Source organism: Streptomyces sp. TSRI0281 (genome assembly GCF_001905125.1).
Classification (GTDB): domain Bacteria; phylum Actinomycetota; class Actinomycetes; order Streptomycetales; family Streptomycetaceae; genus Streptomyces.
The window spans coordinates 1,146,748-1,169,337 of sequence record NZ_LWLE01000001.1 but is presented as its reverse complement, the minus strand read 5'-3'; the positions used below and the strand labels follow the sequence as shown (position 1 = coordinate 1,169,337).

The window sequence follows — 22,590 nt, the reverse complement described above, 5'->3', positions numbered from 1 at the left end:
CCCAAGGGTAACCGGAAAGCATTTCCGGGGCGAGAGCGTGCGGGAGCTGCTTCGCAGGAGGTTCGGGCTCCTCGACTACAAGAGCCGGCCGACCGCGGACGTACCGGCCCATCGAGCTCGCCTGATCTCGCCGGCCCTCTCCACCCACTGCATATAAGCCGCCACCTCATCCGACCGAGGAGCTTTGCCATGCACTTTCGCAAGATTCACGGAGCCGGCAACGACTTCGTCTTCCTCTCCGACCCAACGCCGGACGGCGGCGAAAACTGGGCGAGAGAAGCCGAACAGCTCTGCGCCAGACGGACAGGAGTGGGCGCCGACGGCCTGGTCATCAGCAGGCTGATCAGCACGGACCCGGCCCTATTCGACGTCGCGTGCTTCAACGCGGACGGTTCGACCGCGACCATGTGCGGGAACGCCCTGCGATGCACTGCCTGGGCGGCGAGCAAAGACCACGGCCTCAAGAGGATGGGGCTTGTCATGGCCGGGGTGACGCACGAAGCCGTCGTGAGCGATGACGCCGTGTGGGTCACAGTCGAAGTCGGCGCCGTCCACGCTCGCCGTGTCCAGGCAGTCATCAACGGCAAACCGACCTGGTTCGACAGCGTGCACACCGGCACTGAACACGTCGTCGCCTTCGTGGACGAGGTTGAGGCCATCGACACCGTCACGGTCGGCCGCCTCATCCGCCACCACGCCGACCTTGCTCCGCTCGGCACCAACGTCAACTTCGTCCAGGCCGCGCTTGGTCAGGAGCTGCAGATCCGCACCTACGAGCGCGGCGTGGAGGCCGAAACGCTGTCCTGTGGCAGCGGGGCGGTGGCGGCCGTCGTCATCGCGACCATGCGCGGGCTGGTTGCCCGGCGGCCCGTCGTTGTCCACAACCGGTCCGGACAGCCACTGACGGTACGTCCGCACCTGGACCGGCCGGCACGTGCCCAGTGGGTCGGCGGCCCCGTCACCCACACCTTCGAAGGAGTACTCGCATGACCCTCTTCCTTGATGCCGCCTCCGGCGAGGCCGTGCAGCAAACCACCCAAGCCCTTCGCGGCTGGCAGCAGGGCCGACAGGGGCTCGGCGTGGCGCTGATCTACGGACCGGTCAGCTTTGAGGATCGCCTGTACCACTCGAAGTGCCCCGTGGAGAAGCGCTCCGTGACGGCCCTGGCCGGGGCGCTGGAGGAGATCGGCGCCCGCTGGAAGGTGCTGGACCCTTGCGAGCCGACGTTCATTCCTGAACTGGCCGGGTACGACGTGGCCCTCTCGAACCTTCACGGCCCGTTCGGTGAGGACGGGCGCCTGCAAGGGCTCCTGGACTACATCCGCATGCCGTACTGCGGAAGCGGCGTCGCCGGGTCGGCGATGGCTGCCGACAAGATTCTCTGCAAGCGGGTGATGGAGAGCTTAGGCGTCCCCACACCCAGCTGGTGGGTGTGGGCGGGTGGCTCTGCGGACTGGACCGGGACACCGGTGATGGTCAAGCCGCCCTTCGGCGGCTCCAGCGTGGGCATGAGCCTGGTCCGAGACCAGGGCGCCCTTCCGATGGCACTCGCGGACGCTGCCCGGGATGAGGGAGATCCCGTCCTGGTCGAGGACTACATCCCCGGCATGCCTCTCACCGTGGGCCTGCTGGAGATGCCCGGAGGCGCGGTACTCGTCTTCCCGCCGCTGGCTACCGAGGTCACCGATGCCGACTTCTATGACGCGGACACGAAGCTCGATGCGGACTCCAGGGGCACGGTGACGGTCGGAGCCGCCGACCTGACACCGGCGCTGCTGGCCGAGATCAACGGCTACTCCAAGTCCCTTTGGGAGGGGATGGGCCTGCGCGGGTCGGCCCGGGTGGACTTCATGCTCACTGAGAGCGGCCGGGTGAACGCCCTGGAGGTCAACACGACGCCAGGCATGTCCTGGGGCAGCAACTTTGCCGTCGGCGCGGCCATGGTCGGGCTCGGACATACGGATATCGTCCTGGCGATGCTTCACGAGGCCCTGACCCGCCCGCCATACGATGTTCCCCTGCCCACTCCCGCGTTCGCTCCCTCCACACCGATTCGGGAGGCTGTCGTCTCACCGTAGGAGCAAGCCGCTGTGCCCCGCGTCCACGATGTCCCCATGTGCCGACAGCTCATCGCCCCCGCCGAATGGGATCTCCATGGAGGGTGGGCACTGGGAGACCGGATTGAGTGGTCCAACCGGGCGTGCGGCCTGGCCTCGCTGAGAATGATCCTGCTCGCCTACGGCAGTGAAGCCCCATCCGTCACCGAACTGCTGAAGCTCGCGGTCAAGCAAGAGGTTCTGACCCCACATGGAGCGCTGCATGCCGGCGTCGCCAACCTGGCGACTGAGCTCGGCGTTCCCTCCCGCGCCGAGCCGGTCACGGCCGAGTGCCTGGTCGCCCGCCTCGAAGTGGCCCCACTGATCATGTCGGTGACAGAGCAGTTCCCCGATGACGGACGCAAGGGCGGACACCTGGTCATCGCCCGGGGCTACGAGGCCGGCCCGGACCCCGACGTCCTCATTCGCGATCCGTCCGCCTGGGGACAGACACACGACCGCGTACCGCTGAGTCGTCTGACCGCCTCGTACTCCGGCCGCGCCATCACCTTCGCTCCACTCAACCAGATTGGAGAGTCACGATGACCGAGGCAGAAGATGGCCGGAGGATCGCCGTACTCGGTGAAATGCTGGAACTGGGCGACGAAGCTCTTGAGGCACACAGGGCTGTCGGGCGTATGGCAGCCGAGAACGGTGTCGATCTCGTCGTCGCCGTCGGCGGGGACCTCGCAAAGCAACTCGCGCTCGCGGCGGGTGCAGCGGGCGTGCCGGACGTGGCGATGGTCGCCGACAACGCGACCGCCGCGGCCTACGTCGGTTCTCTTCTCCGCCCCGGAGACGTCGTGCTGACGAAGGCTTCGCGCGGCGGCATGTTGTGGCAGGTCGCCCAGGCCCTCACCGGGCAGCCCGTCACCGGGCTTTGACGGGCTCGGCACGACGAGCCGGGGCCGCCCTTGAAGAGGTCCGATGGCCGAACACATGGGACGAGTCCCCGGTAGATTCACACTCTGATGGAGCGTGACGCGATCCCTGGGGCTGGTGCGGAGTCGAAGTAGCGTGAATTGCTTCAGCCTTGATCGGATCACACGTCCGGCGTCGACGCCTTGCCGATAGCCTCCCGTGCCGCGCTCGTGAACCGTTCCCGGCTGATTTCCCGCGCTTCCATGTTGCTCATGAGCACGTCCCCCATGGAGAACGCCTCGATCGCAGCGGCGGAAACTCGCTCAAAGTTCGCGGTCAGTGCTTCCTGCGCCTCTGCAGAGACCTGCCGATATCGCTCGATGCTCGCCGTCGCTGCCCGCAGTAGGGGGTGACCGTCGACAACCTGGGGCTGCTGTTCAGCGACTGCGGCGGGGATGCCGTGTGCGGGCAGCGCGGCTGTCGACGGAATCAGTCGATCGTGGCAGGGCGCTCGGGAGAGCTACCGAGTGACGGCAGGCCATCGATGATGACTGGGATGGAGGGGCGTCCGATGTGGATCAGCTCGGCGCGGGTATCCATGGACTTGCTGGCATCGCCGTCCATCTGCTGGACGAGGGCTTCGATGCGGGATGCCATGCGACGTGCATCGTGCTCAACGGCAACAACGACGCGCAGGGCGTTCTGGTCGCGCAGAACCCGACGTCGAGCGCGAAGACGATCAGTGGCCGTGTTGTATTCGAGTCGCAGCGCGGAGGGGACGCCTGGTGTGACACGTCGAACTTCGCAGCTGGCGCAACGGCGGGCCGCTGTGCACCAACGGTGCACATACCCGCGTGTCAGACGACGACCAGCGCCAAGGGAACGCTGAACATTGCCGGTTACGGCCTCGTCTACACAGTGGTGAAGGACGGCATTTCGACTCTCTGCCAGCGACGGCGGGCTGAGTGGGACAGCCGCGCTCACCGTGGATAACATTCCCTGGGCCGCTGTGAGCCGTCGAACGGCAACCGACAACGACTGCCGAGCACCTTTCACGACCACTACCCCGCAGGTCATCCGTACCCCTTCGGGCTGCGCCCGAGGTGACGGCGACACCACATCAGTTCTTATTCGAGTGACGTCGCGGATGCCTTCCGGTGATCGTGCCGAAGGGGTAGCCAGTCGCAGTCGCAGTCTCATTCGGAGCGGTGTCCGTAATCGTCCATCGCTGTCCGGGACTGTCCGTCGGGTGCCGTGAGCTGCCGACACGAGATTTCCGCGGATGCCCCGGACGGCCACCGGGGCAAGATCCGACGACTTGTCACGCGTAGGTCGTCGGTTCGCATCCGACAGGGGGCTCGCTGAAGGACCAGGTCAGACACTCTCTGACCTGGTCCTTTTCCGTTCCGCTCCCTTGAGCGCGAAGGGGGCGGGGGAGAGGTCGTCGGTCTGAGGCGGAATAGGTGTGATTCGCCACCGGGTCGGCTCCGTGGACGTGAAGCCGTTCCCTGGATCGCTCGGGAATGCGCGAACAGATCGGGTGCGGATTCCGGTGTGATGAATTCGCGTTCGCCCTTCCGGAAACAGCGTGCGATGTGCGCGTGACGCGCAATCGCGTGAACTGGCTCTTGTCCTACCGAAATTCTATTCATCCCAACGAGTGCACCGAATTCAGATGGGTGGCGGAGGGCCCATCAGAATGGTGGAGCCTCCCGTTGTTGCAGTCGTTGGAGATGCTGTTGACCAGTTATGACATGCCCGCCCACGACCACAACTCCTCATCCCCGGCCCCGGCTCCGGGCTCGTTCCGCGGTCCGGGGGACGTGGCGAGTTTCGCGCCCGCCGCGCTCGGATACGCCCTCTTCGCCACCCGCTGGCTCCAGGCCCCGCTCTATTTCGGACTGGTCGCCGCGCAGGGCGTCTATGTCTACAAGTTCTTCAACGAGCTGTGGAAATTAATCGGTCATGTCATCAACGGTTACGCGGACGAGACGTATGTCATGCTCGCCGTCCTCAAACTGGTCGACGTTGTGATGATCGCCAATCTGCTGATCATGACGATCGTCGGCGGCTACGAGACCTTCGTCTCGCGCATCAATCTCCAGGGCCATCGAGACCAGCCGGAATGGCTCTCGCACGTCAACTCGAACGTGCTCAAGGTCAAGCTCGCCACCGCCATCGTGGGCATTTCGTCCGTCCATCTGCTGCAGATGTTCGTCGATGTGCACCACACTTCCCGGCACGCGCTGCTGTGGGGGACCGTGATCCATATGGCCTTCATCCTGTCCGCCGCGATTCTGGCCTATATGTCGGGCCCCATGCTGGAGTCGCGGAAGGGTGGTCATGGGGACGGTGGGTGCGGTGGTCATGGGGACGGTCACGGGGGAGGGAATCCGCAGCTGATCCCGAAGCAGTCCGGCGGGTCGCACGGCGAGGTCACGGCGGTGGGGTGGGCGGCGCCTTCCGCCTCGGCGGCGATGTCGGCCTCGTCGCGTGGAGGTTCGGGCGCCGAGTCCTGTATCCGCGCCGCGGGCTTCCCCGCCCCCAAGACCCTGGAGGACTTCGACCACGACTACGTCAGGTCGCTCGACCGGGAGGCGGTGGCCACGCTCGGGAAGCTGGACTTCATCACCGCCGAGGAGAACGTGGTCCTCCTCGGCCCGCCCGGCACCGGCAAGACCCACCTCGCCGTCGCCCTCGGTACGCGCGCCTGCCAGGCCGGCCACCAGGTGCTGTTCGCCACCGCCGTCGAATGGGCCGCCCGGCTCGCCGACGCCAAGGCCGCGGGCCGCCTCACCAAGGAACTGGCCCTGCTGGACCGGTACCCCCTGCTGATCGTCGACGCACTGGGCTGCTTCCCCCTGGAGGCCGAAGAGGCCCAGCTCTTCTCCCGCCTCGTCGCGCACCGCTACGAGCGCGGCTCGCTGGTCGTCACCGGCGACAAGCCCCTGAGCGGCTGGGACCTCGTCCTCGGCGACGCCGCGGTGGCCTCGGCCGTGGTCGACCGTCTCGTCCACCACTGCGAGATCATCAGCGTCGAGGGGGACAACTACCGGATGCGCGACCACGGCGGCTTCGGTTTCGCGTCCGCGGCCGTCCGCTGAGGGCTGTCGTCTCCGAGCCGGGATCTGCCGTGGTCCGCCTCACCCGTTGAGGAACTCCGCGCACCGGTACGGGCCCAGCGCGGTTCCTTCGGAGGGGCGCAGCGTGACCTCGACGTCGTCGGTCCTCACCTTCGGGTCGATGACGGACTGGGCGCGCGCCAGGGTGCACACCAGTTGGCCCGTGCCCTGGTCGCGGCCCGTCGCCGTGTAGGCGCCGTCGATGCGCACCGTGACGCGGGTGCCCGTTCCGGTGGCCCGGTAGCCGCCGAGCTGGACGAGCGAGGTGAGGCCGTCGCGCTGTTCGGCGGGCGGGGGGCCCTGGGCGAGGTACTTGATCACCGTGTTGAGGTCCTCGACCTCTACGTCGATCAGGGGCACCCCGCGCAGCCCGGCGGCGGAGGCGTAGTACAGCCGGATGCCGCGCGTCAGTCCGGACGCGGGCTCGCCCGCGCCTATCACTCCGGTCGGCTGGACGCCGCAGCCCATGAGGGCGGCCCCCAGCACGGCGGCCACGAACCCCTGTCGGACCTTCACTCCGGGCACTCCGGGCTCCCCTCGGTACGTCGCAGGGGCAGCCGCAGTGTGAAGACCGCCCCGCCCTCCGGGCCGGCGGCCACGTCGATCGTGCCGCCGTGCAGCCGGGCGTTCTCCAGTGCGATCGCCGTGCCGAGACCGCTTCCCTGGCCGCTGTCGTCGGCCGCGCCACGGGTGCGGGCCGCGTCCGCCTTGTAGAAGCGGTCGAAGACCCGCTCCCGGGCCTCCGGCGGCAGCCCCGGACCGTGGTCGGCGACCTCCAGCGTCACCCACTCCCCGTCCGGCGCGAGGGCCGTCCCTAGGGTCACGGTGACCGGCGGGGCCCCGTGCCGCAGCGCGTTGCCCACCAGGTTCGCGACGATCACGTCGATGCGGCGCCGGTCGACCACCGCCCGTACGCCCTCGGGGAGGTGCGTCCGTACCCGGTCAGTCCAGCCGCGCAGCGCCAGCGACGCGCGTACGGTGCCGGCGAGGTCCGTCCCGGCCGCGTTCAGCCGTACCGCCTTGGCGTCGAAGCGGGAGATCTCCATCAGGTCCTCGACCAGCCGGGACAGCCGGGCCGTCTCCGCGCCGACGGTACGGGCCGCCCGCGCCGCGTCCGGCGGCAGCTGGTCGGCGTCCTCGTCCAGGACGGTCGCCACCATCGTCATCGCCGCGAGGGGCGTGCGCAGTTCGTGCGACACGTCCGCGACGAAGCGGCGGGCCTTCGCCTCCTGCTCGCGCAGTTCCGCGTCGGAGTGCTGGAGCGCGTCGGCGGTCTCGTTGAACGTCCTCGCCAGTTCGGCCAGTTCGTCGTGGCCGGAGACGGCGACCCGGCTGCCGAGGTCTCCGGAGGCGAGTTCACGGGTCGCGCGGCCCAGCTTCCGTACCGGACGCAGGACCGTTCTCGCGGCCAGCAGCGCCAGGACGGCGGCCAGCAGCACCACCGGCACGATGCCGTCCCGTACGGAGTCGAGCAGGGCGGCGGTGTCGTCGCGCTCGGCCCGCAGATCGGCGATCGCGAAGACCTCCAGGCCGGAGGCGCTGCGGTCACCGTCGGCGAACGTGACGGGCGTGCCGACGACCAGGTAGGGCTCGCCCCGCCACACCACCCGCTGGAACTCGGCGTCGTCGCCGGTCATGACGGCGGTGCGCAGTTCGGCGGTGATCCGGCCCTCCGTCTCGGCGAGCGAGTCGGAGACCGCGACGAGGTCCTGGTAGTGGGCGACCACGATCTTCCCGCCGATGCCCTCCGACACCTGTGCCGTGAACCGGGACAGCGACCGCTGGTCGGGCGGTACGTCGAAGTCGGCGGCCACCGTGCCGACCCGCTCCCGGACGTCGTTCACGGTCGCGTTCTGGGCGCGCTGGAGAACGGCGGTGCGGGCTTCCCGGTAGGCGAGGGCGGTCGCGGTCACCGCGCTGATCAGGGCGACGACGACGAACGCGACGACGAGCCGGCTGCGCAGCCCGACGAGGAGCCGCAGGGAGCGCCGTGTCGAAGCGGCGCCGTACGTGCCTCCCTTGTCCCTCCGGGTCACAGCGGCCCGAAGCGGTAGCCGAAGCCCCGCACCGTCTGTACGTAGCGCGGCTTCGCCGGCAGGTCCTCCAGCTTGGCCCGCAGCCGCCCGACCGCCGCGTCCACCAGCCGGGAGTCGCCCAGGAAGCTGTGGTCCCAGACGGATGCGAGGAGCTGTTCGCGGCTGAGGACCCGGCCGGGGCAGGCCGACAGCTCCAGCAGCAGCCGCAGTTCGGTGGGCGGCAGCGGGACCGGTGTGCCGTTCTTGGTGACGGTCAGGCCGGCGCGGTCGATGCGCAGGCCCCCGAGGTCGGGCGGGCCGCCCGCCTGCCCGGGGGAGGACCCGGCGGGCGACGGTTCCGCGCGTCGCAGCGCGGCCCGGATGCGGGCCTCCAGCACGGGCGCGGTGACCGGCTTGACGACGTAGTCGTCGGCGCCCGCCTCCAGGCCCGTCACGATGTCGGAGTCGTCGCCGCGCGCGGTCAGCATGATGACCGGCAGGGTCGCGGAGCGGGCGCGGATGCGGCGGCACACCTCGAAGCCGTCCATGCCGGGCAGCATCAGGTCCAGTACGGCCAGTTCGACCCGCGCGCCCCGCTCCCCGGCGAGCAGGGCGAGGGCCTGTTCGCCGGTGGCGGCGGTGTCCACGCCGTACCCGTGCCGGCGCAGCACGAGCTCCATTCCGTCCCGTACGGACGCGTCGTCCTCGATGAGCAGCACATGCGGCATGGGGCCGATTATGGGCATGCCGGGACCGGGACCGCCTGCTTCGTACGGGATGGACCCGCAGGTCGGGGGCATTGTTACGTTCCCATCATGTGGCCATGGACCCGTCATCATCCGCGACGGCGAACGTGAAGCGCATGAGCTTCCTCAGGACCGATTCCCGTGCCACCGCCCGGCTCCGCGCCACCGCCCGGCTCCGTGTGGTCACCCTCGTGGCCGTGCCCGTACTCGCCTTCTCCGTCGCCTGCGGCGGCGGCGGAGACAGCGCCGACGGAGCGAAGAAGGACGACGCGATCGCCGACGTACCGGACGCCCCGGCCGAGAGCACCGCGAAGAGCGGGAGCACGCCGAGCACCGGGCCCGCGGCCAAGAGCGCCTTCTACGACGCCCAGATGACGTACGTCCAGTGCATGCGCGCCAAGGGTGGCTACAAGGACTTCCCCGACCCCAAGCTCAGCGGGTATCTCGACTGGGCGAAGATCAACGAGATCGGCTCCCGCCCCGGCAACAACGAGGGCATCAAGGGTGGCAAGAACCGCGCCTGCGTCCCCGAGCTGCTGGCCGCGTCGGACGCCACGCCCAAGGTCGACCAGCAAAAGGCCTACGAGTCGATGCTCGCGCACGCCCAGTGCATGCGGGACAACGAGGTCTCCAAGTTCACCAACCCGACGATGTCCGGCGGCCAGGCGATCCCCGGCGGCGACCCGACCCCGGGGTCCCCGTCCATCGACCAGGAGTCGCCGTCGTACAAGCAGGCCCGCAAGGCGTGCGAGTCGAAGCTGCTCGACGGTCTGGACGGCATGCAGTGAAGCGCCGCGCCGCCTTCCTCGCGCTGGGCGCGGTGACCGTCGCCGCCGCCGTCACCGGGGGAGTCCTGTTCCTCGGCGGCGGTGACGACGCGGGCGCCTCCGGCAGGGGCGGCGACCTGCCGCCCGCCACCACGGCCGTCGTGCGCACCGACCTCGTGCAGTCCAGGACGGTCGACGGCAAGCTCGACTTCGCGCAGCGCCGCGTCGTCAAGTCCGCCGTCGAGGGCACCGTCACGGTGGCCGCTTCCGAAGGGCGGACGCTGACCAGGGGACAGGCGCTGTACGAACTGAACGACAAGCCCGTCACCCTCCTCTACGGGCCGGTCCCGATGTTCCGCGAGATGAAGGTGGGCGACCGGGGCAGCGACGTACTCCAACTGGAGCGCAACCTACGTGACTTGGGGTACGGGGCCGGGGTGTACGTCGACGTCCGGTACGACGAGGGCACCGCGACCGCCGTCGAGCGGTGGCAGAAGTCCCTGAACCGTGACGGCACCGGCCGGGTCGGCAAGGGCGATATCGTCTTCCAGCCCGGTCAGGTCAAGGTGGCCGCCGCCGACGCCGCGCTCGCCGACTCGGTCGGCCCCGGTGACGCGGTCCTGACGATCGCCTCCACCAGACCCGTCGTCAGGGCGGAGCTGGAGCAGACCGACGGCGCGCTCACATCGAGCGGCACCAAGGTCGACGTCACCCTGCCGAGCGGGAGGACCGCGCCCGGCCGGGTCGCCGGGACGGTGCGCCCGGAGGAGCCGGCCGCCGGGGGCGGTGCGACCGCCCAGGAGGGCATCACCGTCGAGGTCGTCCTGAACGGCGGGGCGGACGCGGTGTCCGGCGAGGACGCCAAGGCACCGTTGAGCGTGAAGTTCGTCAGCGAGGCGCGCAGGGGAGTCCTCGCGGTCCCCGTCGAGGCGGTCGTCGCCCTGCGCGGCGAGAGGGGCGGCTACGGCCTCCAGGTCGTCCGGGGTACCACGTCGACGATGGTCCGGGTGGAGACGGGGATGACCGCCGACGGGCTGATCGAGGTCAGCGGCCCGGAGCTGCGTGAGGGCATGAAGGTCGGGGTGGCGAAATCATGACAGTACCGGCGGACCCGGTGATCGAACTGCGGGATGTCACCAAGTCCTACCCCGGTGGCGTCCATGCCCTGCGCGGGGTGGACCTCACCGTCGGAGCGGGCGAACTGGTCGCCGTCGTCGGCCCGTCCGGCTCCGGCAAGTCCACGATGCTCCACGTCATGGGCACCCTGGACAGACCCACCACGGGAACCGTCCGGATCGCCGGGTACGACGTCTCCGAACTCTCCGACTCCCGGCTCTCCGCGCTGCGCGCCCGCCACATCGGCTTCGTGTTCCAGCACTTCCACCTGGCGGCGGGGCGCGACGCGGTGGACAACGTCGCCGACGGGCTGCTCTACGCGGGCGTCCCGCTCAAGGAACGGCGGGCGCGTGCGCGGGACGCGCTGGCCAAGGTGCGACTGGACCACCGCTGCTCGCACACGCCGAGCGAGCTGTCCGGCGGCGAGAAGCAGCGCGTGGCCATCGCCCGCGCCCTGGTGGGCAACCCCCGGCTGCTGCTGGCGGACGAACCGACCGGGGCGCTGGACACCGCGTCCGGCGAGATCGTCATGGAGCTGCTGCGCGAGCTGAACGCGTCCGGCACCACCATCTGCGTGATCACCCACGACAGCGGGATCGCGGACTCGCTGCCGCGCCGGGTCCGGTTCAAGGACGGCGAGATCGTCGCGGACGCCCGTACCGGGACGCGTCCCGGCGAGGCTTCCGGCGTGCGTCCCGTTCCGGATTCAGGCGAGCCTTCCGGCGTGCGTCCCGTCCCGGATTCCGGCGCGCGCGCCGTCTCCCGTACGGAAGAGGTCGGTTCATGAGGAACGCTCTCAAGCCCTCCCGTCTCTCCCTCCGCGACATCGTCCGGGTCGGCGCGGTCGGCCTCCGTGCGCGCCGGGCGCGCGTGGTGCTCTCGGCGCTCGGGATCGCCATCGGTATCGCGACCATGGTCGCGGTCGTCGGCCTGTCCGAGTCGAGCCGCGCGGACCTGATGGCCCAGCTCGACCGGCTCGGCACCAACCTCCTCACCGCGGAGGCGGGTGAGGACGAGACGGGGAAGCCGGTCAAGCTCCCCAAGAACGCGGTCGCGATGGTCGAGCGGGTCGGCCCGGTGCGGCACGCCACGGCCACCGCCGACGTCGACGCCCGTATCCGCCGCAGCGATGTGGTCCCCGAGGAGCGCACCGCCGGTGTCATCACCCAGGCCGTCCGCACCGACCTGCTGTCCACGCTCGGCGGCGAGGTCGGCAGGGGCGTCTGGCTGAACCCGGTCGGCGAACGCCTCCCGACGACGGTCCTCGGCGCGGTGGCGGCGGAACGCCTCGGCATCACCCGCCCCGGCGGGACGATCATGATGAACGACACGCGCGTGGTCGTCGTCGGCATCCTCGAACCGATCGAACTGGTCCCCACCCTGGACCGGGTGGCCATGGTCGGATTCCCCGCAGCCGAGCGCTACTTCGGCTTCGACGGCCACCCCACCACCATCTTCGAGCGCTCCACGGATGCTTCGGTGGAGGAGGTCTGGGCGATCCTGGCCCGCACCATCAGCCCCGGCCACGAGTCGGGCGTCAAGGTCTCCCGCCCCTCGGACGCGCTGGCCGCCAAGGCCGCCACCGACAAGGGTCTGACGACCCTGATGCTCGGTCTGGGCGCGGTGGCCCTCCTGGTCGGCGGCGTGGGCGTCGCCAACACCATGGTCATCTCCGTCCTGGAACGCCGCCGGGAGATCGGCCTGCGCCGCTCGCTGGGCGCGACCCGCAACGCGATCCGGCTCCAGTTCCTCACCGAGTCGCTGCTGCTGTCGGCGCTGGGCGGGGCGACGGGCGCACTGCTCGGCGCGGCGGCGACGTACGGCTTCGCGCAGGCCCAGGGGTGGACGGCGGTGGTCCCGCCCTGGTCCCTGGCGGGCGGCCTGGCCGCCACCCTGCTGATCGGCGTGGTCGCGGGCCTCTACCCGGCGATCCGCGCCTCCCGTCTCCACCCGACGGTGGCTCTGAACGCGACATGAGGCAGGGGTGTACGGGACGTACAGGGCGTGCGGGACGTACGGGGCGTGCGGGGCGTGCGGGACGTACGGGGCGTGCAGCGGTGTTCGTGAGGCGGTGGCGTACTCGTGAGGTAGGGGCGTGTTCATGAGGCGGTGGCGTACGAGCGGGATGGGCATCCGCTCGTGCCGCCGACCCGGGCGTCTCCTTGTGCCGGTCACACCTCCGCGGGTTTCGTGCGCGGGCCGGGGGCCGATGCCAGGCGTCGCACGTCGTGTTCCGGCCGGATCGCGGCGACCGCGAACGCCCCGGCGACGACCATGACGACGGCGGTGACGAGGAACGCGGTCCGGTAACCCGCCGCCTGCGTGGCCGCCGTGTCGATGAGGTGGCCGGTGAGCGACGGCGCGATGAGGCCGGGGAGGGTGCCGGTCGCGGCGACGATGCCGAACACCGCTCCACGCTGGGCGGTGGGGACCACCTCGGCCGTGGTCATGTAGTGCAGGGGGATCGCGACGGCGGTGCAGCCGAAGGCCACGCCGATCAGCAGGAGGCGGGGGCCCGACGCGTCGACGAAGGGGAAGGAGGCCATCGCCGTCCCCGCGACACATACGGCGGTGCCCTGCAGGGCACCGCTCGACCAGCGGCTCGTCAGGCCGCGCGCCTTGAGCGCGTCGATGAGCCGGGAGACGGTCAGCAGCAGGACCAGGCTGAAGCCGGAGACCGCACTGATGGTGGTCGCGGCGGACTCGGCCGTCATGTCGAGCTGGGTACGCAGGTAGGCCGGCAGCCACGCGTGGCTGAGGGACAGTGCCCAGGAGGCGCCGAAGGCGCTGGACACGCTCCCCAGCACCGTGCCGGTGAGCAGAAGCCTGCGGTACGGCAGCCGGACGGCGGTCGGCGGTGCGGCGGTGTCCGGGAGGGGCCGGCGGGTGTCGTCGTACGGGCCGTCGTGCCCGACCCGCCACCAGATCACGCTCCAGACCACACTGGTCACGGCGAGCGCGGCGAACGCCGAACGCCAGCCGAAACCGGTGATGAGCCAGGTGAGCACCGGTGCGGCGATGAGTGTGCCCAGTGCCGCGCCGCCGATCTGCAGCGCCGACGGCAGCCCGCGCCGCTCGGGCGGGAACCACTTGTACAGGGCGTGCATGGACATGGAGGCGGCCGGGCCCTCGGCGGCCCCCAGCAGGAGACGGCCGGCGATGAGGGTCGGGACCGTGGCCACGACCAGGACCGGGAGTTGGGCCACCGCCCACAGCATCGCCATGGCGAACAGGAGCGTCCGGCTGGTGATGCGCGAGGAGAAGAAGCCGACGATCAGGCCGGAGAGGCTGAAGAGGAGGAAGAAGGAACTGGAGATCAGCCCGTAGGTGCTGTTGCTGATGTGCAGTTCGTCCATGATCGGGACGGCGGCGAGGCCCAGGACGGACTTGTCGGCGAAGTTGACGACCATGAAGGCCACGATCATGGCCGTGACCAGCCAGGCGCGGCGACGGTCGGGGGCGGGGGGCACCGCTGCCGTGCGGACGTCGGCGGGCGCGGGGGGCCGGTGCGGGGATTGAGGCTGGGGTGCCAAGGGTGACTCCTGCGGATTCGGGGAAGAGCCGGGGGTCGGGTCGGGGGCGGCGATCGTGGCGGGGTGGGCGATGCCGCGGGGGCGGGCGGTACGAGCGCTGCGGCCGGGGCCTGCGATATGGCCGGGGTAGGAAATGCCGCCGGGGTGGGCGAGACGGCCGGGGTCTGCGTCTCGCCCGCCCCGTGTGCCTCGGTGTGCCTCGGTCGGGCAGTGGGGCCGGTCGTACGGGCTTCCGGTCAGACGAGGGACTTGGCGATCGCGTTCTTGTGGATCTCGCTGGTGCCGGTGACCACGCGGAACATGCGCAGCGTGCGGAAGATCTGTTCGACCTCGTGGCCGCGGGTGAGTCCCGCCTTGCCGTGGATCTGTACCGCCTGGTCGGCGACGCGGAAGCAGGATTCGGCGGTGAGCAGCTTGCACATGTTGGCCTCGACGCCGATGTTCGCGCCCTGGTCGGCGCGGGCGGCCGTGGCCATGACCGTGGAGCGGGCCGCGTAGATGTCGGTGGCCATGTCGGCGAGCTTGTGCTGGATGGCCTGGAGGGCGAGCAGCGGCTGACCGAAGGCGATGCGGCTCTTGGAGTACGCGACGGACAGGTCCCAGGCGCGCCGGGCCGCTCCGATGAGCGAGGGGCAGTGGAGGAGCCGGTTGAGGGTGATGCGGCCGATACCGATGCGCAGGCCCTGGCCCACCTCGCCCAGAAGGTTCGCGGCGGGGACGCGGCAGCCGTCGAAGTCGAGGTCGCCCTCCATCTGCTGCCCGGACATGGGCACTTCGCCGTCCAGGACCCGGCAGCCGGGGCTGTCGAGGTCGACGAGGAACGCGCTGTACGTCTCTGTGTCATCGGCCGACGCCATGCGGGCGACGACGATGGCGAAGTCGGCGAACGGCGCGGCCGAGCTGAACACCTTGCGGCCGGTGAGGATGTACGAGTCGCCGTCCGGGGTGGCGGTGGTGGTCATGCGGCGTACGTCCGAGCCCGCGTCCTCCTCCGTGATGGAGAAGCAGCAGGCGCGTTCGCCCCGGATGACGGGCAGCAGATAGCGCTCCAGCTGGTACTCGGTCGCGTACTGCACGACGGAGCCCGCGCGCAGCGGTCCGCCCATGTCGCCGAGGACCGAGTGCGACAGTGCGGCGCCCGAGGCGGTCAACTCCTCCTTGAGCGCGCAGAGTTCCCACAGGCTCAGGCCCTGTCCGCCCAGCTCCGGCGGCAGGCTGATGCCGTAGAAGCCGAGTTCGCGGCTGCGCTTCCAGACGTGTTCGAGGGTCGGCCGGTCCAGCTTGCTCTCGGCGGTGAGCCCGCGCTCGCGCTCGTACGGGATGAGTTCCTCGTGGAGGTAGCGGCGCAGGTCCACGACCAGGCCCTGGAGGCGCGGGTGGTCGTCGTAGGAGGGTTCGAGGGTGAAGGGCACGGTGCGGGTTCCTGTTCGGCGGGTTCGGGAGGGCGGCGTGGCGCTCCGAAGGGCGAAAAGCGAAGGCGAAAAGCGGAGGCGGAGGTCGCAGGTGGGCCTCAGTGGACGCGGCGCTCGGCGCCCGCCCAGTAGGGGTCGCGGAGGGCGCGGCGGTCGATCTTGCCGTTGGGGTTGTGCGGGAGCGCGGCGACGAGGTCGACCGAGCGCGGCTTCTTCATCCGGGCCAGGTGCCGGGCGCAGAACTCGATGAGCTCGGACGCGTCGAGCGCGGCGCCCGCGCGCGGGACGACGACGGCCTTGACCGCCTCGCCCCACCGCTCGTCCGGGACTCCGATGACGGCCGCCTCGTACACGTCCGGGTGCTGGTGCAGTACGGACTCGACCTCGACGGCGTAGATGTTGAAACCGCCGGAGATGATCATGTCCTTCTTGCGGTCGACGATGAAGACATAGCCGTCCGCGCGGCGGCGGGCGAGGTCTCCGGTGAGGAACCAGCCGTCGCGGAAGGTCTCGGCGGTGAGGGCCGGCTCGTTGAAGTAGCCGGGTACGACGTCCGGGCCGCGTACGGCGATCTCGCCGATCTCCCCGTCGGGCACCGGCGCCCCGTTGGCGTCGACGACCGCGACCTCGGCCTCGGCCCGCGGTCTGCCGCAGGACAGCAGCAGCTCCTCGTCGAGCCCCTCGATGGCGCGCCGATGGTCCTCGGTCGACAGGAACAGCACGCCCGAGGTGGTCTCCCCGCAGCCGTACCCCTGGGACAGCACCGGCCCGAACAGCTCCCATGCCTCGCGGATGCGCCGAGGTGACATGGGCGCCGCACCGTAGATCAGCTGACGCAGGCTGGATACGTCGTGGGCGCGGGCGTCCGGGAGCGCCAGGATCGTGTTGATCATGGTCGGCACGACGAACGCGTGTGTTGCGCACTCCCGTTGGACGGTGGCGAGGAAGTCCTCGGCATCCCAGCGGGGCAGCACGATCGCGCATCCGCCGGCGAAGAGGATCCCCAGCAGGGGCATGCCCGAGGCGTGGGTCACGGGCCCGGCCAGGATCTGCTTGTCGCCCGGCCCGACGCGGGTGTCCGGGCCCATCACCATCTTGCGCATCACCGCGGCGCGGTTGCCGTACGTCTGGATCGCGGCCTTGAGCCTGCCCGTCGAGCCGGAGGTGAAGTGCAGGACGGCCGGGTCCTCGTCCGCGCAGTCGACGTCGACGGGTTCGGGGGCGGTGGCGGCGAGGACATCGGCGTAGCCGGGACCGGGGTCGCCCGGACCGTCGTAGCCGATCACCGTCGTCACCTCGCTGCCGGGCACCGCGCGCTGTGCCGCTGCCAGGTGGGCGGCGTCGGCGAGGAGGACGCGTGCCCCCGACTCGCGCAGCAGATGGGCCACTTCCCGCTCGCCGAGCCGGGCGTTGACCGGGGCGCGGACCATCCCCGCCTTGTAGAGGGCCACTTCCGTGACGACGAGTTCCGCGCGGTTGGCCGCCAGGGTCGCCACACAGTCGCCCTTGCGCAGCCCCAGGCCGCGCAGTGCGGTGGCGAGCCGGTCGCTGTCCTCGTCGAGGGCCGCGTAGGTGAGCCGGGTCGGTCCGCAGACCACGGCTTCGGCGTCGGGTTGATGGCTGCTTGTCCTGCGTACGTATCGTCCGAGGTTCATCGCGACTCCAGGCACAGTTACTGAACACTCTGTTCAGAAACAATCTCTACGTCCGGGAACGTAAGTGCAGCGTTAGTCTCAGGTCAACGGTTCGAACGAAGAGGAAATAATCCGGACATGAAGCCAGCAGCCCCGAAGCCCGCCGAAGACCGCCGTGTCCGCCGCACCCGCCAGGCGCTGCGCTCGGCCCTCGTCGACCTCGTCCTGGACAAGGGGTTCCACGCGATCACGGTGGAGGAGATCGCCGAGCGCGCCGATGTCGCCCGTGCGACCTTCTACGCGCACTACCGCGACAAGGAGGACCTGCTCGTCGGTGTCGTCCGGGAGCTCGCCGAGGACAGGGATCGGCTGCTGCCCGCCATCGAGCAGGCTCAGGCCCAGGGTTTCACCGGCCTTCCGGTGCTCTACATCTTCCAGCACGCGGAGCAGGAGAAGCCTGTCTACCAGGTGATTCTCCGGGGTGAGGGCGACGGCCGGGCCCTGCGCGAGTTCATCGAGATCATCTGCGGCCGGGTCGAGCGCCTCTTCCGCGAGCGGGCCGCGCAGCTCGGCGTCACGCCGCGCGTCCCGTTCGACGTCATCGCGAGGGCGTGGACGGGTGAGCTGATCGGCGTGCTGACGTGGTGGGTGGAGAGCGACACGGGCTACAGCGCGGCCGAGGTCACGGGATATCTGCGGGACCTGTCGGTGTACGGGCGGGTGTGGGCCTCGGGGCTGGCGCCCTCGGACGCCCCGGGGGCACTGGACATCGCGCCCTGAGGGCTGTGCCGCATTCGCCTCACGTCCCGCATTCGCCTCACGTCCCGCGTTCCCATCGAGTTCCGGGTGCGTCTCAGGGGTTCCAAGTTACTGGACACTCTGTATGGTAACTGTCGGTACTCTGAACCGACAGGAGCGAGCGCATGGCGCAGACGGCGGAAATGTCCTCCCTGGCAGACCTCACCTGGGCACGGGGGTTCACCGATCCGGCGTGGGTGCGCCGGTTCACCACGGCGGGCCGTGAGACGGTGCCCAGCCGCAGTGTCTGGCGAGGCCGGAACCGGCCCCAGGAGCTTTTGACGGCTCCGCCCCGGGAGCTGCCGACGGCGGACGGCGGGCACGGCCTCGACAGCCTCCCGATCACCGCCCCGGACGGCCGCGTCCTCACCCTCCGCGAACTGTTCGACGCGGCGCAGACCGACGCCTTCCTCGTCCTGCACCGGGGGAACGTCGCCCACGAGACCTATCTGCACGGCTACGAGTCCCACATCCCGCACTTCAACGCCTCGGCGGCGAAGTCCTACATCGGCCTGCTGGCGGCGCTGTTGGAGCACCAGGGGCTGCTCGACCGGACGACGCGCGTCTCCACGTACGTCCCCGAGCTGTCCGGCACCGCCTTCGGTGAGGCCGACGTCGACCATCTGCTCCATATGGGCACGTGGATGAGCTACGCGGGCCGCCCGTACGACAAGGCACTGGAGGCCCAGCGGTACGCCGCCATCGTGGCCCCCCGGCTCCGCCCGTACGGCTACACGGGCCCGGCGAGTATCCGCGAACACCTCGCCACCGCACGGGCGACCGCCGCCCCCGGCACCGGATTCCGCTACGAGAACGGCAATGTCGAGGCGCTTGCCGAGGTCCTGCGCCGGATCACCGGAACCACCACGTCCGCGCTCCTGTCCGAACTCCTGTGGTCCCGCATCGGGGCGGAGGAGGACGCGTACTACGTCCTCGACTCCGAAGGCGCCGAGTCGGCCTGCGGCGGTTTCAGCGCGACCGCACGCGATGTGGCCCGGCTCGGCGAGATGCTCCGCTGCGGCGGTGCTGTCGGGGATCTCCAGGTGGTGCCGGAATCCGTCGCCGCCGCCATCGCCACCGGGGTCCCCGACGGCTACCCCCGGCGCGTCCGCTTTCCCGGCGCCCCCGGGACGACGCCGGCCACCCTCTCGTACCACGACCTGTGGTGGATCCCGAACGACCCGTACGGCTCCTTCATGGCGAGCGGGATCCATGGTCAGCGGCTGTTCGTCTCGCCCGGACTCGACCTGGTCGTCACGCACTTCGCCTCGCAGGTCATGTCACCGGCGGTGCCCCCGGCCCCGCTGGTCCAGGCGTTCCTCCAGATCGGCGCACACCTCAACGGCTGACGTGCGCCCGGCGGAGCTCGAAGGGCGGCCGGGAACGCCCGTGTCTCAGTGCCGCCCGGCGATGCGGTCCGCCACCCTGGCGATCGGGTCGGTGCCCGTGCGCGGGGAGGTGGCTTCCCGTCGGTCGGCGGCGCGGTAGGCGGCGTACATGCCGTGGACGCCGAGCCAGCGCAGCGGTTCGGGTTCCCAGCGGCGGACCTTGTGGTTGACCCAGGGCAGGGCGGTCAGGTCGGTGGGGCCCGCCTGGCCGGAGTCCTGCTGGATCAGGTCGCGCAGGGTGCGGGCGGCGAGGTTGGCGGTGGCGACGCCGGAGCCGACGTAGCCGCCCGCCCAGCCGAGACCGGTGGAGCGGTCCAGGGAGACGGTGGCGCACCAGTCGCGGGGCACGCCGAGGACGCCGGACCAGGTGTGGTCGATGCGGGCGCCGGCCGTGGTGGGGAAGAGCCGGACCATGAGGTCGCGGAGGGCCTCGACGGTGGCGGGCCGGGTGCGGCCGTCGCCGGACCGCGCGGCGGCCGAGCCGTAGCGGTAGGGGACGCCGCGGCCGCCCAGGGCGATGCGGTCGTCGGCGGTGCGCTGGGCGTAGACGTAGGCGTGCGCCAGGTCGCCCAGCGTTTCGCGGCCGTCCCAGCCGAGGGTGTCCCAGACGGACCGGGGGAGCGGTTCGGTCGCGATCATCGAGGAGTTCATCGGGAGCCAGGTGCGCTTGTGGCCCTTGAGGTTCGCGGTGAAGCCCTCGGTGCAGCGCAGGATGTATGGGGCGCGGACCGTGCCGTATGGGGTGACGGCGTGTTTGGGTCTGATCTCGGTGACGGGGGTGGACTCGTGGAGGGTGACGCCGAGGGCTTCCACGGTGTCGGCGAGGCCCTTGACCAGTTTGACCGGGTGCAGCCGTGCGCCGTGCGGGGTCCAGGTGGAGCCGATGGCTCCGGTGACGTTGACGCGTTCGGCGGTCTCGCGGGCGCCGCGCAGGACGCGGTCGGTCTCGCCGAACGCGATCTCGACGGAGTGGAAGTCCTTGAGGCGGGCGAGCTGGGCCGGGGTGTGGGCCACTTCCAGGACGCCGCCCCGGTGGATGTCGGCGTCGATGTTCTCCTCGGCGGCGACGGTGATGACCTCGTCGACGGTGCTGTTCATCGCCTTCTGGAGCCGGACCGCCGCGTCGTGGCCGTGGAGTTTCGCGTACCGGTCGCGGCCCGCGATGCCGTTGTAGAGCCAGCCGCCGTTGCGCCCGGAGGCGCCGTATCCGCAGAACTTGGCTTCCAGCACGGTGATGTTGAGGAAGGGGACGGCCTTCTTGAGGTAGTACGCCGTCCAGAGTCCGGTGTAACCGCCGCCGACGATGCAGACGTCGGCGGTCGCGTCGCCCGGCAGGGGTTCGCGGGGAGTGGGGGTGCCCTCCCGCGCGTACCAGAACGATATGCCGCCGTTGACGGTACTGACGGTGTTCATGATGCCCCTGCTGTCCGATGTGCGCCGAGAGTACGTGTGGCGGGACGTTACTGCGCCGCGGGGCGTTTCGTCTCGTGCGGAGCTCAGGAGCTGCGCGGGCCCCGGGGGCGGGGGTGACGGGTCAGCGGGTAGCAGGCGAGTCCGATCAGTACGGCGGTGAAGTGGCCCAGGTCGGTGAAGGAGCGGCCGGTGATGAGCGGGATGCCGTAGAAGACGAGGACGGCGAAGGCGTACACGTGCCGCCAGGGGCGGGGGATGCGGTAGACGAGGACGGCGACCACCCCCGCGAGCGCGTAACTGACCCCGATGTCCAGGGTGTTGGCGGAGGACTGCGGTGCGTGGCCGTGCCGGATCGCCCAGGCCAGGACGCCCTCGCTGACGAGGGTGGCGAGGACGTGGGCGGCGGCGGCGACGGTGAGCCAGCGCAGGGTGCCGAGCCAGTGTTCGGCGGTGGCGTGGAAGACGGTGAACAGGACGGCGTACGGGAGCCATCGGCCGCCGTCGATCCACAGGGCGCTGGAGACGAGGACCCGGACCGGGTTCTGCGAGAGCTCGTGGATGTTGGTCGAGCGCTGTCGCAGGAAGTCCTCCTCGAAGTCCGGCGACATCCGGTGCATGACGACGGTGGTGGCGAAGAGGATCGCCAGCCAGACGTACGTGCCGGGGGCGGTGGTGATCCAGCGGCGGAGGGCGGTGCGGGCAGCGCGAGCGGTGGTGGCCCCGCTGTTGGCCGGACGGGCTTCCGGCCCGCTCTCCGGCCCGCTCTCCTGGTGGCTCGCCGTGACGTGCGCAGGGACGTGGGCCGGGATGTGCTCCGGCTTGTCCTCCGGCTGGTTCTGGGGCATAACCGATTGACGCACGGGCCTACGATCGGAGGCGTGATCGACATTCCGGATGCCCTGATCGAGACCCAGTCCAAGTACAACGGGGAGGCCGGGCGGGCGTTCATCGCCACACTGCCGGCGCTGGCCGCCCGATTCCTGGAGGAGTGGGGGCTGCGGCGGGACGGGGCCGCGATGTACGGCGTGAGCGCGCTGGTGCTGCCGGTGGTGCGGGAGTCGGACGGGTGCCCGGCGGCCCTCAAACTCCAGCTGCTGGACGAGGAGTCGGTGGGCGAGCCGGTCGCCCTGCGGGTCTGGGGTGCGACGGGGTCCGGGGCGGTGGGGCTGCTGGACCACGATCCGCTGACCGGCACGATGCTGCTGGAGCGGCTGGACGAACGCCGCCCGCTGTCGGCCGTGGCCGACGCGCGGGAGGCGGTGGGCGTCCTCGCGCAGGTGCTGGCCCGGCTGGTGGCCGTACCGGCTCCGGAAGGACTGCGCGGGCTCGGGGACATCGCGGCGCGGATGCTGGACGCGGTGCCGGGCGCACGAGTGGCTGGCGCTGGACCCGAAGCCGCTGGCCGGGGACCCGGGCTTCGACCTGTTCCCGGCCCTGGGCAACCGGTTCGACGCGGCGGAAGTGCGGTGGCGGTTCGACGCGTTGACGGAGGCGCTGGGGATGGACCGGGACCGGGGGCGGGCGCGGGCCTGGACGCTTGGCCGGGTGCTCCAGGACGGGCTGTGGGACATCGAGGACGGCGAGGTACGGCTGCCGGAGGGGCATGTGGAGATCGGCCGGCAGTTGCTGGGGCGGGGATAGGGCAGGGCTGTACGGGCGGGGGCTCGGGGCAGGGACTGTACGGGCGGG

20 protein-coding genes and 1 pseudogene are annotated in these 22,590 nt (G+C 70.6%); 13 read left to right on the top strand and 8 right to left on the bottom strand.

Annotation, left to right across the window (positions count from 1 at the left end):
- Positions 1-189: 189 nt before the first annotated feature.
- The 6 genes from dapF (at position 190) to istB (ending at position 6,061) form a co-directional block, all read left to right on the top strand.
- Entirely contained in the window at positions 190-990 is an 801-nt protein-coding gene (gene dapF, locus A6A29_RS05475; RefSeq protein WP_073718713.1) for a diaminopimelate epimerase, read from the top strand.
- Positions 987-2,078 (top strand): D-alanine--D-alanine ligase family protein, encoded by a 1,092-nt coding sequence (locus tag A6A29_RS05470; RefSeq protein WP_073718712.1) that lies wholly within the window; start codon positions 987-989, stop codon positions 2,076-2,078. Before dapF ends, A6A29_RS05470 begins: the two co-directional genes overlap by 4 nt.
- A 36-nt stretch (positions 2,079-2,114) precedes the next feature.
- Entirely contained in the window at positions 2,115-2,642 is a 528-nt protein-coding gene (locus tag A6A29_RS05465; protein ID WP_073718711.1) for a C39 family peptidase, read from the top strand.
- Positions 2,639-2,980, top strand: a complete 342-nt coding sequence (locus A6A29_RS05460) for a glutamate ligase domain-containing protein (RefSeq protein WP_198952987.1) — start codon at positions 2,639-2,641, stop codon at positions 2,978-2,980. The genes A6A29_RS05465 and A6A29_RS05460 overlap by 4 nt, the downstream gene beginning before the upstream one ends.
- A 550-nt stretch (positions 2,981-3,530) precedes the next feature.
- Positions 3,531-3,950, top strand: a complete 420-nt coding sequence (locus A6A29_RS44665) for a hypothetical protein (protein ID WP_143196949.1) — start codon at positions 3,531-3,533, stop codon at positions 3,948-3,950.
- Between the two features lie 746 nt (positions 3,951-4,696).
- Positions 4,697-6,061 (top strand): IS21-like element helper ATPase IstB, encoded by a 1,365-nt coding sequence (gene istB, locus A6A29_RS05455; RefSeq protein WP_241838325.1) that lies wholly within the window; start codon positions 4,697-4,699, stop codon positions 6,059-6,061.
- Positions 6,062-6,100: 39 nt separating this feature from the next.
- Here istB and A6A29_RS05450 read toward each other — a convergent pair whose 3' ends face one another.
- The 3 genes from A6A29_RS05450 to A6A29_RS05440 are packed head-to-tail and all read right to left on the bottom strand — an operon-like array spanning position 6,101 to position 8,822.
- Positions 6,101-6,604, bottom strand: a complete 504-nt coding sequence (locus A6A29_RS05450; protein ID WP_338012853.1) for a hypothetical protein — start codon at positions 6,602-6,604, stop codon at positions 6,101-6,103.
- Positions 6,592-8,115: a sensor histidine kinase gene (locus tag A6A29_RS05445; RefSeq protein ID WP_079182576.1), complete on the bottom strand. Its 1,524-nt coding sequence runs from the start codon at positions 8,113-8,115 to the stop codon at positions 6,592-6,594. Before A6A29_RS05445 ends, A6A29_RS05450 begins: the two co-directional genes overlap by 13 nt.
- A complete protein-coding gene (locus tag A6A29_RS05440) occupies positions 8,112-8,822 on the bottom strand; it encodes a response regulator transcription factor (protein WP_073718709.1) in 711 nt (236 codons plus the stop codon). The genes A6A29_RS05445 and A6A29_RS05440 overlap by 4 nt, the downstream gene beginning before the upstream one ends.
- Positions 8,823-8,956: 134 nt before the next feature.
- Between A6A29_RS05440 and A6A29_RS46210 the strand changes: the two genes are divergently transcribed.
- From A6A29_RS46210 to A6A29_RS05420, 4 genes are read left to right on the top strand one after another with little or no spacing between them, the layout of a single operon-like run.
- On the top strand, positions 8,957-9,628 hold the full coding sequence (locus A6A29_RS46210; protein WP_073718708.1) for a hypothetical protein: 672 nt from the start codon (positions 8,957-8,959) through the stop codon (positions 9,626-9,628).
- Positions 9,625-10,704: a peptidoglycan-binding protein gene (locus A6A29_RS46205; RefSeq protein WP_073718707.1), complete on the top strand. Its 1,080-nt coding sequence runs from the start codon at positions 9,625-9,627 to the stop codon at positions 10,702-10,704. The genes A6A29_RS46210 and A6A29_RS46205 overlap by 4 nt, the downstream gene beginning before the upstream one ends.
- A complete protein-coding gene (locus A6A29_RS05425) occupies positions 10,701-11,510 on the top strand; it encodes an ABC transporter ATP-binding protein (RefSeq protein WP_079182575.1) in 810 nt (269 codons plus the stop codon). The genes A6A29_RS46205 and A6A29_RS05425 overlap by 4 nt, the downstream gene beginning before the upstream one ends.
- Entirely contained in the window at positions 11,507-12,700 is a 1,194-nt protein-coding gene (locus A6A29_RS05420; protein ID WP_073718706.1) for an ABC transporter permease, read from the top strand. The genes A6A29_RS05425 and A6A29_RS05420 overlap by 4 nt, the downstream gene beginning before the upstream one ends.
- A 194-nt stretch (positions 12,701-12,894) precedes the next feature.
- On the opposite strand, the gene A6A29_RS05415 is transcribed toward A6A29_RS05420, so the two are convergent.
- From A6A29_RS05415 to A6A29_RS05405, 3 genes are all read right to left on the bottom strand, one after another.
- The gene (locus tag A6A29_RS05415; protein ID WP_073718705.1) at positions 12,895-14,256 is read right to left on the bottom strand and encodes an MFS transporter; all 1,362 of its coding nucleotides are present in this window, start codon (positions 14,254-14,256) and stop codon (positions 12,895-12,897) included.
- A 236-nt stretch (positions 14,257-14,492) separates the two neighbouring features.
- The gene (locus A6A29_RS05410) at positions 14,493-15,668 is read right to left on the bottom strand and encodes an acyl-CoA dehydrogenase family protein (RefSeq protein ID WP_073718704.1); all 1,176 of its coding nucleotides are present in this window, start codon (positions 15,666-15,668) and stop codon (positions 14,493-14,495) included.
- A 98-nt stretch (positions 15,669-15,766) separates the two neighbouring features.
- The gene (locus A6A29_RS05405) at positions 15,767-17,323 is read right to left on the bottom strand and encodes an acyl-CoA synthetase (protein ID WP_073718703.1); all 1,557 of its coding nucleotides are present in this window, start codon (positions 17,321-17,323) and stop codon (positions 15,767-15,769) included.
- Positions 17,324-17,440: 117 nt separating this feature from the next.
- Between A6A29_RS05405 and A6A29_RS05400 the strand changes: the two genes are divergently transcribed.
- Both A6A29_RS05400 and A6A29_RS05395 read left to right on the top strand, forming a co-directional pair.
- Positions 17,441-18,082, top strand: coding sequence for a TetR/AcrR family transcriptional regulator (locus tag A6A29_RS05400; protein ID WP_073718702.1), 642 nt, complete (start codon positions 17,441-17,443; stop codon positions 18,080-18,082).
- A gap of 143 nt (positions 18,083-18,225) precedes the next feature.
- Positions 18,226-19,449 (top strand): serine hydrolase domain-containing protein, encoded by a 1,224-nt coding sequence (locus A6A29_RS05395; RefSeq protein ID WP_241838324.1) that lies wholly within the window; start codon positions 18,226-18,228, stop codon positions 19,447-19,449.
- Positions 19,450-19,494: 45 nt separating this feature from the next.
- Here the strand turns inward: A6A29_RS05395 and A6A29_RS05390 are convergent, their stop codons facing one another.
- Both A6A29_RS05390 and A6A29_RS05385 read right to left on the bottom strand, forming a co-directional pair.
- Entirely contained in the window at positions 19,495-20,901 is a 1,407-nt protein-coding gene (locus tag A6A29_RS05390) for an NAD(P)/FAD-dependent oxidoreductase (RefSeq protein WP_073718701.1), read from the bottom strand.
- 83 nt (positions 20,902-20,984) lie between these two features.
- On the bottom strand, positions 20,985-21,761 hold the full coding sequence (locus A6A29_RS05385; protein WP_338012852.1) for a rhomboid-like protein: 777 nt from the start codon (positions 21,759-21,761) through the stop codon (positions 20,985-20,987).
- Between the two features lie 18 nt (positions 21,762-21,779).
- On the opposite strand from A6A29_RS05385, the pseudogene A6A29_RS05380 reads away from it, so the two are divergent.
- A pseudogene (locus tag A6A29_RS05380) lies at positions 21,780-22,542 on the top strand (aminoglycoside phosphotransferase family protein).
- Positions 22,543-22,590: the final 48 nt, after the last annotated feature.

Bases quoted from the DNA above. Each gene is read 5' to 3' on its own strand.
- A6A29_RS05405 (WP_073718703.1), bottom strand. From the start codon at position 17,323: ATGAACCTCGGACGATACGTACGCAGGACAAGCAGCCATCAACCCGAC.
- A6A29_RS05390 (WP_073718701.1), bottom strand. From the start codon at position 20,901: ATGAACACCGTCAGTACCGTCAACGGCGGCATATCGTTCTGGTACGCG.
- A6A29_RS05400 (WP_073718702.1), top strand. From the start codon at position 17,441: ATGAAGCCAGCAGCCCCGAAGCCCGCCGAAGACCGCCGTGTCCGCCGC.
- A6A29_RS05395 (WP_241838324.1), top strand. From the start codon at position 18,226: ATGGCGCAGACGGCGGAAATGTCCTCCCTGGCAGACCTCACCTGGGCA.
- A6A29_RS05420 (WP_073718706.1), top strand. From the start codon at position 11,507: ATGAGGAACGCTCTCAAGCCCTCCCGTCTCTCCCTCCGCGACATCGTC.
- A6A29_RS05460 (WP_198952987.1), top strand. From the start codon at position 2,639: ATGACCGAGGCAGAAGATGGCCGGAGGATCGCCGTACTCGGTGAAATG.
- A6A29_RS46210 (WP_073718708.1), top strand. From the start codon at position 8,957: ATGAGCTTCCTCAGGACCGATTCCCGTGCCACCGCCCGGCTCCGCGCC.
- dapF (WP_073718713.1), top strand. From the start codon at position 190: ATGCACTTTCGCAAGATTCACGGAGCCGGCAACGACTTCGTCTTCCTC.
- A6A29_RS05470 (WP_073718712.1), top strand. From the start codon at position 987: ATGACCCTCTTCCTTGATGCCGCCTCCGGCGAGGCCGTGCAGCAAACC.
- A6A29_RS05440 (WP_073718709.1), bottom strand. From the start codon at position 8,822: ATGCCGCATGTGCTGCTCATCGAGGACGACGCGTCCGTACGGGACGGA.
- A6A29_RS05465 (WP_073718711.1), top strand. From the start codon at position 2,115: ATGTGCCGACAGCTCATCGCCCCCGCCGAATGGGATCTCCATGGAGGG.
- A6A29_RS05425 (WP_079182575.1), top strand. From the start codon at position 10,701: ATGACAGTACCGGCGGACCCGGTGATCGAACTGCGGGATGTCACCAAG.